The sequence below is a fragment of the Faecalibacterium sp. Marseille-Q3530 genome (assembly GCF_017377625.1).
In the GTDB taxonomy this organism is placed as follows: Bacteria; Bacillota; Clostridia; order Oscillospirales; family Ruminococcaceae; genus Faecalibacterium; species Faecalibacterium prausnitzii_E.
Genome location: NZ_JAFREH010000019.1, coordinates 33086 through 47090 on the forward strand (window position 1 = coordinate 33086; position 14005 = coordinate 47090).

Genomic DNA, 14005 nt, shown 5'->3' on the forward strand with positions numbered 1-14005 from the left:
GTGAAAATTGCTTCAAAATAGTAAAATCGTCCTGTTTTACCTCAAAATATTACTAACAGAATTTCAAAATATCGTTCATAATAAGGACATAAAGTCCCGATGTGCCGCACAGTGGCAGGTGCGGTTTTCAAACGGGGCAAAAACGGAGAACGCCTTGTTTACAAATTAAGGAGAGAAAACGAAATGGCAAAAACGAGAAGTCTGCCGGATAAGTACTACGACAAAGACTACGAGCACAACGGCATCCACCGCGTTCCGCTGTGGCGCATCGCATGCTTTGCACTGAACAACACGGCTACCAACCTGTACATGATGATGATGGGTTACGCTACCTACTACCTGATGGGCTGGGTCGGCGTCGGCATGATGCTGGCCTCTTCCCTGAGCATGATCATGCGTATCTGGGACGGTGTCACCGACCCGTTCGTGGGCTTCATGGTCGATAAGACCAACGGCAAGTTCGGTAAGAACCGCCCGTTCATCGTCATCGGCAATATCATTCTGGCCGTGACCAGCTTCATCCTGTTCCACGTCACCCACCAGCTGCCGCAGGCAGTCCGCTTCCCCTTCTACGTTGTGGTCCTGATGATCTACTATCTGGGCTACACCTGCCAGTGCGTCGTTACCAAGTCTGCACAGTCCTGCATGACCAATGACCCCAAGCAGCGCCCCATGTTCGCTTCCTTCGACGGCGTGTTCAACACCGTTCTGTTCGCTGGTCTGGCGGTTGTGTTTGCGAATATGGCAAACAGCTACAAGGATGTCGGCGGCTATGCTTCCACCCAGTTCTTCCACAGCCTGTGGGTCATGACCGCCATTGTTTCCGGTATCTTCACCCTGCTGGCTGTCATCGCCATCGCCCCGAAGGACCGTCCGGAGTTCTTTGGCACCGGCAAGCCGGTCAAGGTCGGCCTGAAGGATTACTGGGATACCCTGAAGAACAACCGCGCCATCCAGATGCTGGTCCTGTCCGCATCTACCGATAAGCTGGGCTCCTCTGCCCGTACCAGCGCTGTCTCCGTTGCGATGTTCGCCTGCATCGCCGGTTCTACCGTTCTGCAGGGCAACGTGACCGCTCTGACCACCATCCCCAGCGTCATCGTCACCTTCCTGGCCATCTCTCTGGTGGCTACCAAGTTCGGCCAGCGCAAGGCCATGATCATCGGCTCCGTCGGCGGTCTGGTCATCAACGCTCTGACCATCGCCCTGTGGCTGCTGGGCGACCCCACCACCATGACCTCTGACCCCGCTAAGGGCACCCTGAACTGGGGCTACTTCCTGATCCTCCATGTCCTGCTGAGCGTTGCTTACGCAGGCTTCCAGGGCATCTCCGGCAACATCGTCATCCCCATGACTGCGGACTGCGCCGACTACGAGGTCTATCGCTCCGGCAAGTACGTTCCCGGCCTGATGGGCACCCTGTTCAGCTTCGTCGATAAGCTGGTCTCCTCCTTCGCTCCCATGATCGCCGGTGTCATGTTCACCATCTGCGGCTTCGCTGACCACAACCCCGTTGAGGGCGACGTGGCTACCATGAAGCTCCGCATCGGCTGCGCCTTCTGCTACAGCGGCGTCATCATGATCGGCCTGCTGTGCAACCTGATCGCCATGAAGTTCTATCCCCTGACCAAGGAGAAGATGGCTGAGATCCAGGACGAGGTCGCTGCCATCAAGATGAAGGCAATGGCTGAAAACGCATAATCCAAGCTGCCACGCTTTCTGATTCTGCGGAAACTACATCCCATGGGAAAGACCGCTCACCGGCTACGTGCACAGTGGGCGGCTTTCCCGATTTTATGAGACAAAGACAGAGGTACGACAATGGCAAATACCCAATGGACAAAAGACCCCGACCACGGTTTTATCTGGAATTCCATCGAACATTATTTCTATTGGAAGGAAAACCGCCAGCGCCATGAGGTAAACCGGAAAAAGTATCTCCGCCTTTGCATTCTGGGGGCCTTTGGGGCGCACCAGTTCTACGCCAAGCGCCCGGTTTTGGGGGTGCTGTATCTGGCCACCTTCTGGACCGGCTTTTCGGCAGCCATGACCATCGTGGATGCTGTCATCGCGGCCCCCATGAAGCCGGACGAGAACGGCAGCATCTGGCTGTGACGCCCCACCTCTTCTGAGCGGTTCCGCCGGGACCGGAAAGGTACAGTGCTATGAGCAACGTTTTGCAGACCCTGTTCAATACCAATCATGAGCTGCCTGATCTGCAGGTCATCGTGATTCTGGCTATCCTTGCGATCGTTGCGCCCTCGGTGGCTAAGTATCTTCATCAGCGGCGTTCCAGCGGCAGCACCAAGACCTCTGCCGCCTCGGCAAAGCCCCGCGCTCAGCACAAGAAAAAGCGCTGAGCGGCTGAACTTTCTACGACATTTCCCTCTATTCATTCATCTCATTTACCTCCTTTCTTTTCGAAGAAACACCAAAAGCCCGCAGCTTTCGCTGCGGGCTTTTGGTGTTGCGGCCTCCCCTCTCAGGAGCCTCTGAACAGGACGACAAAATGCCCCGGCAGGTGCTGCACAGCATCTGCCGGGGCGGTTTTATGGGGCTTTAACTTTGGGTCCTATCCGGGAACGCTCAGACCTTCTTGATCTTGATGAGCTGTGCGTTCAGGCTTTCCAGGAAGCCATCGGGCAGAGCCATGACGTTGCCCAGATTCTCCGGGGACATGGTCTTCAGCATATCCCACATGCCGGAGCCGGGCTTCACATCAAAGTTGGTGGTCAGCTTCACGACCTTGGCAACGAGGGCGAAAGCTTCGGGGCACTTGGAGACTTCTTCCATGTTGTCCTTGATGCTGTAGTAGCCTTCCGGGAACTCCATGGGAGCCTTGAGGTCCAGATCCAGGCTGCCGACCTGCTTGAACCAGTTGGCAACGCCCTCCTGGCGCTCGTTGAACTCCGGCAGGGTGTAGTAAGCGGGCTCCTCGGCGACCTTCTCCAGGGTGATGGAATCCTTCACATCGCCGGCCACAGCCAGGATGGTGTTGAAGCCTTCGTTCAGAGCAACGTCGAACTTGAAGACGCGGTGCGCGGTCTGCTGGCCGACTTCCTTGCCGTTGACGTACAGAACGACGGTATCCTGGTTGGAGTAGACCTTGATCTCGGTGGTCTCGCCTGCGCGCTGTGCGTGGCGGCGGCCAGCGATGTGGACCATCGGGGTCTGGGTCCAGTAAGCCTGATAGACAAAATAGCTGTCCTTCTTGGTCTTGCGGTCCATGGTGATGAGGCCCTTGTTGTTGCGGCCGCTCACGCCGCCCTCATGACGGGCAGCGCAGCCGAAGTCGAACATGTTCCAGACGTGGGAAGCCCACACCCAGGGACGGTCCTCGAAGACCTGTGCCATGTGCTCGTGGTACAGTGCCTGATACTCCTCGGTGTAGTCCTTGCACTCCGGCGTGTTGCTGTGCCAGTTGATGATGCCCTCGCAGCCGTACTCGGAAACGCCGATGCAGATGTCGGGGTGGTCGGCGTGGAACTTGTCCAGCCAGGGGCCGTTCTGCTCCATCTTGCCGCCGTACCAGCCGAAGTAGTGGTTGTAGCTCTCCAGGTCGGTGATGTGGTGCATGGGGCCGTCCACGGGGGTGTGAGAAACGTGTGCAATGGTGGTCAGGCGGGTCGGGTCAAGCTCCTTGCAGAGCTTCTCCAGATCGTGGTGGGTGTCCACCAGCTCCTGAGAGATGCCGCCGATCAGGATCTCGTTGGAGATGCCCCAGAACATGATGGAGGGGTGGTTGTAGTTCTGGATGATGAGCTCCTTCATCTCCTCCATGACGTGGGTGTGTGCGCCCTCGCCCTTCTTGAAGACGCTGATGAAGGGGATCTCAGCCCAGACGGCGAAACCGATCTCGTCGCAGGCATCGTAGAAGTCCTGGCTGTGCTGATAGTGTGCCAGACGGATGGTGTTGGCGCCCAGCTCCTTGATGAGCATAGCGTCCTCATAGTGCTCTTCGGGGGTCAGCGCGTTGCCCTCGAACACGCGGTCCTGATGGCGGGAAACGCCGCGCAGCGGGGTGGGCACACCGTTGATGGAGAAGCCTTCGTTGGGCGTGACCTTGAAGGAACGGACACCGACGTTGGCGTAGATCTCATCGACGGCCTCGTTGTTGCGCTGCAGGGTCGCAGTGACGGTGTACAGATTGGGCTCGTCCATGCTCCACAGCTGTGCATCGGGCACGTAGATGGTGACTTCGGTCTCGGCGGAGCCGCGGACAGCGGAAGCGACTTCGCGGCCGAAGCAGTCCTCGATGCTGTACAGAACGGTCAGGTCGTCAGCGGGGTTGGTGACGAAGCTCTTGATGGTGAAGTTTGCACCGCCGTCCTCCGTGGGGACCGGGGTGACCATGATGCCGGGGCCGCCGTAGTAGTCCAGATCAAAGTGTGCATTGGGCACACTGATCAGGTTGACGCCGCGGTACAGACCGCCGTAGAAGGTGAAGTCGGCGGAAGCGGGGTACATGGACGGGGTGTCCTCGTTGGAGACCTCGATGGTCAGCTCGTTCTCACCCTCGTGGCACAGATCGGTGACATCGGCACGGAAGATGGAGAAGCCGCCCTCGTGGGTGGTGGCGACCGTACCGTTGACCTTCACGGTGGCGTTCAGCGCAGCAGCGAGCACCTCAACATAGGTGCGGCCGCCCTCACGGGGCTGCTTGGGCTGCTCGAAGGTGCGGGTGTAAACGCCGGTGGTGCGCAGGTAGCTGCCGTTGCCGTCGTTGCCGTCCACAGCGTTCCAGGTGTGGGGCAGGTTGACCTGCTCCGTCACATGGTCGCCCTTGGGGAAGGACAGGGTCCAGTTTTCGTTCAAGGAAATGATCTCTCTCATTGATACGACTCCTTCTCAGTTTTTTCTCTGTGTGGGTCTGCGGTGCAGACCTCGTTGTGAGATTAGTATATCACAGGAAGTCTCCGGAACGTTTGTACAAAATCGCGTCAAAATAGTAATATTTTGTGAAAATTCCAACGACCGGCCCGCTTTTGTGCAGAAGAAAACGGCCCCGGCAGCTGCCGGAGCCGTTTTCAGGCTTGCATCAGATCCCGCATTCGTCCAGGATGCCGCGCAGGGTGTCTGCGGACTTCCGGAGGTCGGCGGATTCCTTCTCGCTCAGTGCGATGGGGACCAGCTCTTCGAGGCCGTCGGCACCCACAACGGCGGGCATGCTCAGAACGACATTGTCCACGCCGAAGTCGCCGTGCATCATCGAGGAGATGGGCAGGATGGACTTCTCGTCCCGGATGATGACCTCGCAGATGCGCTTGACGGCCATTGCGACGCCGTAGTAGGTGGCGCGCTTCTTCTCAATGATCTCGTAGGCGCTGTTCTTGACCTTCTCCGCGATGTTCTCCTGCGACTGGTCGTGATTGTAGTGGCCGCGCATCTCGCAGAAATCGTCCAGCGCGATGCCGGAGACGTTGGCGCTGCTCCAGGCCGCGATCTCGCTGTCGCCGTGCTCGCCGATGATGAAGGCGTGGACGCTCTTGCTGTCCACGGACAGGTGCTCGCCCAGCTGATACTTCAGGCGGGCGGTGTCCAGCACGGTGCCGGAGCCGATGACCCGTTGCTCCGGGAAGCCGGACAGCTTGATGGCGGCATAGGTCAGGATGTCCACCGGGTTCGCCACCACCAGCAGGATGCCGCGGCATTCCCGCTTGGCGATCTCCGGGATGATGCTCTTGAAGATGTTCAGGTTCTTGTGCACGAGGTCCAGCCGGGTCTCGCCGGGCTTCTGGCCTGCGCCTGCCGTGATAACGATGATGGCGGCATCCACGATGTCATCGTAGGTGCCGGCATAGATCTTCATGTTGCCCACAAAGGGGATGCCGTGGCTGATGTCCATGGCTTCGCCCTCGGCCTTGGCGTGGTCTGCGTCGATCAGGACGATCTCCGAGAACAGCTTGCTCTGCATCAGCGCAAAGGCGGACGCCGAGCCGACGAAGCCGCAGCCGATGACGGCGATCTTGCGTAAATTGACGTTGTTCATAGGTTGCTTTCCCTCTTCTGCCGCCCACGGCGGCTCCATTCATTCCAAAACCTCTCCCGCCGGGAGAAGCTGCCGGGCTAAATCGTTAAACTTTTGCCAAGCTTGGATACATTACCAGAAATCACGGCATCTGTCAAGTGCAGGCGCAACGACGCCGCTGCTTTTTCACAGGATGCCGCACAGCCCTTGAAAATATACCCGGCAGACGCAGAAGAAAACCAGTTGACGGAAAGCGGGAACTTTGTTATAATAATAGGGCTATCAAGCGGCTTTGACAGCTTCTGCCCGCCGCTCTGGAGCGCGAAGGGAATAGGGAGATGTATCGAAGCGGTCGTAACGAGAACGACTCGAAATCCAAGTGGATGCTTCGCCGGATGTCTCCATATCACACGAGGAAACGTCAATTTTGATGTCCTGACAGGCTTCAAAGCCTGTCTGAACGATGCGTTTTCTAACAATATTCTAACAGCAACTGTTCCAAGTTTCAAGGCCGATTTGCGATATACAAATCGTAAATCGGCCATGAAAATATACTTGGAGATGTATCGAAGCGGTCGTAACGAGAACGACTCGAAATCGTTTTGTCCTTAACCGGGCACGTGGGTTCGAATCCCACCATCTCCGCCAGAAGTCGCAGATTCAAACGAATCTGCGACTTTTTCTTTTGCATCAAGCAGAGAAAGATCGTTTTTGCCTCATCACAGTATGCTTTATACATGAACGATAAATCCATAATTATTTGGGGAGTTTGGATTCTCCCAAAAGGTTCGCAATGACCCCAGCAGACCCCTGTTTGCTCTTGTAATCGAGATGTGCGTAGATGTCAGCGGTGGTAGAAAAGGTGCTGTGCCCCAGCCATTCCTGAACCTGCTTCATGGATACGCCGTTCATCACCATCAGGCTGGCGCAGCTATGGCGCAGGTCGTGAAAACGGATGTGCTTCAGCCCGTACTTGGTCAGCAGCCAATCAAAGTGCTCCGTCACGAAGTTCGGGCGGATCAGCTTGCCTTCCTGATCGGTGCAGACGAAATCCAGATACTCAGTGCTGTAGCTCTTCTTGAACAGCTTGCGGTAAAGCTGCTGCTTTTCCTTCTGCTTCAGAAGTTCTTCTTCCACAGCCGGGATCAGCGGCAGGGTGCGGCAGCTGGTCTTGTTCTTCATCACATCGCTGACCACAGGAACGTACTTGCCGTTCACCAACTGTTCCGTCACCTTGTGATTGATGGTGATGGACTTGCGCTCAAAGTCGATAGACGACCACTTCAACCCCAGTACCTCGCTGCGGCGCAGACCGTAGTAGGCTGTAATGAGGATGCACAGGTGCAGGGGGTCATCCTGCGATACTTCCAGCAGCTGCTGGACTTCATCCTTGGAGTAGAAGTTGGGCCGGAAGCTGTTCTTCTTCGGGCGGTCAACTTTCAGCATCGGGTTGGTTTCCAGATAGTCCTTGCGGACGGCATCCTTGAACGCTTTACCGAAGATGGCGTGGTAGTGAATGACCGTGTTGGTGGTGTAGCCCTCCAGCAAGATCTTCTCCTGAAACTCATCCAGCACCTGCGGCGTGACCTCGCACAGCTTCAAGCCCAGCGGCTCAAAATACTGCGTGATGCGCCCGGTGATCATCCGATTGTAGCTGATAAAGGTTGCAGGCTGGATGGATGCTTTATGGACTTGCACCCACTCGTTGAGATAGTCCAGAAACAGCATCTCCGACTTGCTGACGGGTTGGAGGGGTTGCGGCAGAGGCTTGGTGGTTTTAGTATCTACTTTTTCGTAGGCTCCGCCCCGCCCTGTGGGCAGCTCCCCGGTCTCATCATAGCGGAGCAATACTTCCCGGAGCATGGATTCCGCCTTGCGCTTGTTGCCCCGGACGGTTAGACCTGTGGAGATCCACTTGATCTTCCGCTTGCCGTTGGCATCATAAAGATTGATCACGAAATAGAAACGTCCATTTTTCTCTTGGACAGACCCTGTAGTTTTCATCATAAACCTCCTTTGGGTCAACAGGCGTGCTGTCCGTTGCTGCACCCACAGCATACCACATCCAGCGGCGGATTTCCAGCCGGGAAGGTGCTCTGCCCGGTGAGCAGGAACTCGATCACACTCAGCTTCGGGATACGATAGGTGCGGCCGATTTTAAGCGCAAACAGGCGGCGGGAACGGATCAGTTCCCCAACTGTATGGCGGTTCAGACCAAGCATCTCCGCAGCCTGCTGAAGGCTGACGGCATCGGGGTAGCCGGGAAACATCTGGGAATAGGCATCGTTAAACTTCATAGACCCTCCTTGGATATGGCAGATGATCATGCCGTGAAAACTGATAATTTGAAAAAGCTTAGATAAAGCTTGAGGATAAAAGCGATATGTAAGAGAAGCCGGCTAACATGCTGACTTCCCGAAAAATATGTTAAGGTCTCCCATATTCGCCCTCGGCACCCTAGGAGTGGGGAATCGTCCAGCAGCGGGCTTGCACCGCACCATTGGCATTTCAGCCACCCCGTCTTCGTTATGACCGGGCTGCGAGTTACAGAAGTACCTTTTGTGAAGTACCGGACGATTGAACTATTCTGTTTTCAAAGAACAGAGTTTTATAGAAAATCTTCGAAATTTAAGGCTTCCGAAAAATTGTCCCTCTAATTGGTAGGCATCGAGAAAGGCCAAAAAGTAACCTGAAAAAGAAATTTGTTAAAAAGTTCTTGGAAAATATAGCCGAAGTAGCTTCTTGGTTAAAATAACGTCGGTCCATGGGGTAACCGATGGAGGGCGAAACTTTGCAACAATGGCGGTGCCTGAAGTTGAAAGTGGTCTTGAAAAAAGATGCCCTCAATAGGTAGCCGACGAAAAAGGCCAAAACGTAGCAATGCTTTTGAAAATTAACAAAAAAGTCACAATTTGCATTTGCAAATCGTGCGTCTGCTATTAAACGGAATTGTCATAATAATCATACGAGTACAAGCAAACCTTCGTGAAAGAAGATACTCCGAAGAAATACCCCTCTATATACGAGCCCACGAAAAGGGCTATTCTGCACCCACCACTTACAATCTGTAACCAAGATGTAATCGTTCAAATTGATACTAGCCAGAAGAATCCTTCATAGCGTCAAAAAGTGTGTCACCTGCGGATAGGTGGCAATGTAAAGAGAGCTGACAGTAGTTTCAACTCTCGCGTCGCAGATAGGCTTACAGTCCATCTGCGTCAATATGATATAGGTCTCCCATATTCGCCCTCGGCACCCTAGGGGTGGGGAATCGTCCAGCAGCGGGCTTGCACCGCTTCATTGGCATTTCAGCAACCCCGTCTTCGTTATGACCGGGCTGCGAGTTACAGAAGTACCTTTTGTGAAGTACCGGACGATTGAACTGTTCTGTTTTCATGGAGCCGCTTTTTATAGAAAATCTTCGGAATTTAGGGCTTTTGAAAAATCATCCCCCTAATTGGTAGCCGACGAAAAAGGCCATTCTGCACCCACAATTTATAACTTGTAACCAAGATGTAATCTCTCGAATCGATATTCGCCAAAAAAAGAAGCCTTCATATACGAACCCAGTTGAAAGGCCAAAATACAACCACATCTTTGAAAGTTAACAAAAAAGTCACAATTGGCACTTATGAAAAAAGAAGACTGGATTTCTCCAGCCTTCCAAAAGTATGTATCAATGGTTGCAGTTCAAGATCTTCTCAAGCGTGTCCGCAAACCTGACATCCTGCTCCTTCGTCCGCTTTGGGCTCCCCTTGGGGTGCTTTCCGGCACGGAGGAGCTTTTTGTTTTCATACCGCCGCAGCATGAGAGCGTCTATGTTGTCGGCGGTGTATTCCAGACCATTCTGGTTCAGCACCCGGGCGCACTTGGCAAGGCACATACTCGCCAGCCCGTAGTCCTGTGTTACGACCACATCCCCCGGTTTGACCCGGTTGACCAGCGCAAAGTCTACGCTGTCGATACCCTTGTCGAATACCATCGTCTGTGCACCCTCACGTTCGATCTGGTGCGAGGTGTCGCACAGGATGATGACAGGAACGCCGAACTGCTTTGCAATCTGCAATGTCAAATCGACAACCGGACAGCCATCTGCATCGATCAAAATGGTCATGCGTGTTCCTCCATCACCCACCGAAAGGCTTTCGCAGTGCGCAGGTCAGCGTCTTTGAAATGCCCGCCGCTGTTCCATTCAAGGGTGCAGTCTGCGCCACGCTCTGCAAGCCGACTGTGCAGGGTGCGGATATTATCCCCCACCGCAGCCATGACAGCGTTTTTCGTGCGCTCTTCCTTGTCGCCAAGGCTCAGATAAATGTGCTGTGCCTGTATCAAATGCTGCTGTTCAAACTCCATCCAGCCCGGAAACCAAACAGAGGGGGATGCGGCGGCGACACCATAGAACAGATCAGTCTGGGTGGATGCCCACAACGCAAACAGCCCGGCCAGTGAATAGCCGCCCAGAATGATTTTGACGTTTTCCGGGAGATGAAACTGCCGCTTCAGCGTGGGGATGACCTGTTCTATCAGAAAGCGCAGGGTGTCCATAGCATTGCCGCCAAACCCTTGCGTTCCCCACACAGCAGGGGCTTCCCACGGAGAAAGTGCATCGTTCCAGCTTTCCACTGGAATAGCCGCAAACAGAAAGTGGTGCGCACTCTGTGCAATAGCGGCAACCTCGCTGTCCATGCGCTGCAACTCATGTTCGCCGGTCATTTGGAGCAGCAGGTATTCCGCATGGGCTTCGCCGTAAATGCGGCAAGGTCTGCTCCCGATTTGCATTGTCTGTGCGGTCACTGCGACGTCCTCCCGAAAAAACTTTGATAAGCCCAGTATAGCAACTGAAAAATCATTTTGCAATTCAAAAGGCGTTCATAGCCGTAGCAAGCAGTGTCTTCGTATATACAAAGACCATTTTGCGTTGCAAAATGCTTGTTGGGAAATCCCAAACCCTTGAACTACATCCGATGGATGCAGGCTACGCGTTTTTTGCAAAACGCTCTTTCAGCACACCGCAGGAATGCGCAGCCATCACGGAATTGTGATGATTACAGGGATTGGGATTGCATCCCAACAAGCGAATGAACACAGCAGAATTTTAATTCTGCGTGCGAATTTAGCCTTTGTGCGCACAAAGGCTCTGCTCGCCATGGTTATGGCTCTGCGAATGCGATTGAGAAACTTTTCATTCGCATTGCAAACCGGGTGGCACTTTTGTATAATTGGTTCAATGAACACACGCATAAAATCGGAGGGGCTGTCCGATTAAAAAATCTAAAAATGCGCTATTGCAGGCCACTGGGAGGAATAGCATGAACAAGCAGCAACTCGCATCGAAAATCTGGGAATCTGCCAACAAGATGCGCTCTAAAATCGAAGCCAACGAGTACAAGGATTACATTCTGGGCTTCATGTTTTATAAATTTCTGTCGGACAAAGAAGTCAAATGGCTGAAAGAGAATGACTGGACAGACGAATATCTGCCGGATTTGACCGAAGACGATGTCGAAACGCTGGATACCGTTCGGAAGAATGTCGGCTATTTTATCGCCTATGAAAATCTGTTTTCCACATGGATCAGCAAAGGCAACGACTTCAAGGCTGACGACGTAACGGTGGCATTGCAGGCATTCAGTCGACTGATCGACCCGCACCACAAAAAGGTGTTTGACGGTGTCTTTGCTACGCTGCAAACCGGCCTGTCCAAACTGGGTGAAAGCTCCGGTGCGCGGACAAAGGCCATTCGCGACCTGATCTATCTCATCAAAGATATTCCCATGGACGGCAAGCAGGATTACGATGTTCTCGGCTTTATCTACGAATATCTGATCAGCAACTTTGCAGCAAACGCAGGCAAGAAGGCCGGCGAGTTCTACACGCCGCACGAAGTTTCGCTGCTCATGTCTGAAATCGTGGCGTACCACCTGAAAGACCGGGAAGAGATCAAAATTTACGACCCCACTAGCGGTTCCGGCTCTCTGCTGATCAACATTGGTCAGTGTGCAGCACGGTATATGGGCAATGGCAACAACATCAAATACTACGCACAGGAGTTGAAGGAAAACACCTACAACCTGACCCGCATGAACCTTGTCATGCGCGGCATTCTGCCCGACAACATTGTAACGCGCAACGGCGATACGCTGGAGGAAGATTGGCCGTACTTTGAAGAAAACGACCCGGTTAACACCTACGACCCGCTGTTTGTGGATGCGGTGGTATCAAATCCCCCATATTCGCAGGCATGGAATCCGAACGACAAAGAGAACAACCCGCGCTTTTCGGATTACGGCCTTGCCCCCAAAGGCAAGGCAGACTACGCCTTTTTGCTGCACGACCTGTATCATATCCGCAATGACGGCATTGTGACCATCGTTCTGCCCCACGGTGTTCTATTCCGTGGCGGTGAAGAAGGTACAATTCGCAAAAATCTGATTGACCACAACAACATTGATGCAATCATCGGTCTGCCCGCCAATATTTTCTTCGGCACAGGCATTCCCACCATCATCATGGTACTGCGGAAGAATAAAAAGGATTCGGACGTTCTGATTATTGATGCGTCTAAGGGCTTTGAGAAGGACGGCAAAAACAACAAGCTGCGTGCCTGTGACATCAAACGCATTGTGGATGCTTACAAGGAACGCCCGGAGAAAATCGAAAAGTTCGCACGCAGAGTATCCCGCGCAGAGATTATCCAGAATGATTACAACCTGAACATCCCCCGGTATGTGGATTCCTCGGAAAAGGCTGAGAGCTGGGATATTTACGCTTCCATGTTTGGCGGCATTCCCGAGGCCGAACTGCAAGACCTGTCTGCCTACTGGACAGCATTCCCGCACTTGAAAGCGGCTCTGTTCAGCCCGGACAACGAAGCCTATTGCCGTCTGAATGTGGCCAATTTAAAGAACGCTGTTCTGTCCCACCCGGATGTGGTGGCGTTCAAGACCGCTTTCCAGAATGCTTTCGGTGACTTTGATGCCTACTTGAAGTCCGCACTCATCGACGGCATGACGCAGCTGAATGCTGCCGGCGAGGAAGAACGCCTGAGCCGGGAGATCTTTGCACGGCTGGCAGAGATTCCGCTGGTTGACCGCTATGCAGCATACCAGCTTTTGGACGATGACTGGAAGAAAATCGCCATTGACCTTGAAATCATCCAGACCGAGGGTTTTGCTGCAACCAAGCAGGTAGACCCCAACATGGTGCTGAAAAAGGATGCCGAAGTACAGGACGGCTGGGTGGGTCATGTGCTGCCCTTTGAGTTGGTGCAGAGCGTTAAAATGCACGAGGAAGTAGCAGCGCTGCGGGCAAAGGAAACCAGACTCTCCGAAATCGCCGGAGAATATGAAAGCTATCTGGACGAACTGAGCGAGGAGGACAAGGAGCAGAACTTTGTGAATGACGCAAAGGACGCCTTTGTTGCCGCTGAAGTCAAAAAGGCCATCAAAGCGCGGGAGGTAGAACCTGCCACCATGAGCATTCTGAAGGATGTGGACGCGCTGTTTGCCGAGGAAAAGACCCTGAAAAAGCAGGTCAAGGACGACAGCGCCGCCCTCCACCAGCGCACCAAGAGCGTGATCGAGCACCTGACCGATGAAGAAGTGCGTGACCTGCTGCATCGCAAGTGGATCCTGCCCCTGATGGAAAATCTGAACAGTCTGCCGGATGCCGTTCTGGACGATTTTGTGAAGCAGTTGGATGCCGTCTGCAAGAAATATGAAACCACTTTTGAGGACGTAGAGAGCCAGATCGCCAGCACCGAGCACGAATTGCTGGGGCTGCTGGACGATTTGCAGGGAAATGAATTTGACATGCAGGGCATTGCAGAACTCAAAAAGTTGCTGGGAGGTGAATGATTATGCAGGATAACGAGAAGAAACCTGCCCTCCGGTTCAAGGGCTTTACTGACCCTTGGGAACAGCGTAAGTTCTCTGATATTACTTTTCCAGCAGGAGAAAAGAATCGAGACAATCTTCCGCTAGAAAGCTATTCTATAACAAACGAGCATGGATTTATCCCGCAAGATGAAAAATTTGA

10 protein-coding genes and 1 tRNA gene are annotated in these 14005 nt (G+C 53.7%); 5 read left to right on the forward strand and 6 right to left on the reverse strand.

Annotation, left to right across the window (positions count from 1 at the left end):
• Positions 1-183 precede the first annotated feature (183 nt).
• From J3350_RS12705 to J3350_RS12715, 3 genes are all read left to right on the forward strand, one after another.
• The gene (locus J3350_RS12705; RefSeq protein WP_097791188.1) at positions 184-1701 is read left to right on the forward strand and encodes an MFS transporter; all 1518 of its coding nucleotides are present in this window, start codon (positions 184-186) and stop codon (positions 1699-1701) included.
• 120 nt (positions 1702-1821) lie between these two features.
• Positions 1822-2115 carry a TM2 domain-containing protein gene (locus tag J3350_RS12710; RefSeq protein WP_097791187.1) on the forward strand — a complete coding sequence of 98 codons (294 nt, stop codon included), beginning with the start codon at positions 1822-1824 and terminating at the stop codon, positions 2113-2115.
• 50 nt (positions 2116-2165) lie between these two features.
• Positions 2166-2360: a hypothetical protein gene (locus J3350_RS12715; protein ID WP_207686880.1), complete on the forward strand. Its 195-nt coding sequence runs from the start codon at positions 2166-2168 to the stop codon at positions 2358-2360.
• A 226-nt stretch (positions 2361-2586) separates the two neighbouring features.
• Here the strand turns inward: J3350_RS12715 and J3350_RS12720 are convergent, their stop codons facing one another.
• Together J3350_RS12720 and J3350_RS12725 are read right to left on the reverse strand one after the other, a co-directional pair.
• On the reverse strand, positions 2587-4833 hold the full coding sequence (locus J3350_RS12720; RefSeq protein WP_207686881.1) for a glycoside hydrolase family 2 protein: 2247 nt from the start codon (positions 4831-4833) through the stop codon (positions 2587-2589).
• A 205-nt stretch (positions 4834-5038) separates the two neighbouring features.
• The gene (locus J3350_RS12725; protein ID WP_097791184.1) at positions 5039-5989 is read right to left on the reverse strand and encodes an L-lactate dehydrogenase; all 951 of its coding nucleotides are present in this window, start codon (positions 5987-5989) and stop codon (positions 5039-5041) included.
• Positions 5990-6525: 536 nt separating this feature from the next.
• Between J3350_RS12725 and J3350_RS12730 the strand changes: the two genes are divergently transcribed.
• Positions 6526-6616 (forward strand) — tRNA-Ser (locus tag J3350_RS12730).
• Between the two features lie 108 nt (positions 6617-6724).
• Here the strand turns inward: J3350_RS12730 and J3350_RS12735 are convergent.
• From J3350_RS12735 to J3350_RS12750, 4 genes are all read right to left on the reverse strand, one after another.
• The gene (locus tag J3350_RS12735; protein WP_370569326.1) at positions 6725-7924 is read right to left on the reverse strand and encodes a tyrosine-type recombinase/integrase; all 1200 of its coding nucleotides are present in this window, start codon (positions 7922-7924) and stop codon (positions 6725-6727) included.
• 65 nt (positions 7925-7989) lie between these two features.
• Entirely contained in the window at positions 7990-8265 is a 276-nt protein-coding gene (locus tag J3350_RS12740) for a helix-turn-helix domain-containing protein (protein ID WP_117530179.1), read from the reverse strand.
• A gap of 1379 nt (positions 8266-9644) precedes the next feature.
• A complete protein-coding gene (locus J3350_RS12745) occupies positions 9645-10082 on the reverse strand; it encodes a DUF188 domain-containing protein (RefSeq protein ID WP_055188917.1) in 438 nt (145 codons plus the stop codon).
• Positions 10079-10762: an alpha/beta hydrolase gene (locus J3350_RS12750; RefSeq protein ID WP_370569327.1), complete on the reverse strand. Its 684-nt coding sequence runs from the start codon at positions 10760-10762 to the stop codon at positions 10079-10081. The genes J3350_RS12745 and J3350_RS12750 overlap by 4 nt, the downstream gene beginning before the upstream one ends.
• Before the next feature lie 515 nt (positions 10763-11277).
• On the opposite strand from J3350_RS12750, the gene J3350_RS12755 reads away from it, so the two are divergent.
• On the forward strand, positions 11278-13824 hold the full coding sequence (locus tag J3350_RS12755) for a type I restriction-modification system subunit M (RefSeq protein WP_207686883.1): 2547 nt from the start codon (positions 11278-11280) through the stop codon (positions 13822-13824).
• Positions 13825-14005 lie beyond the last annotated feature (181 nt).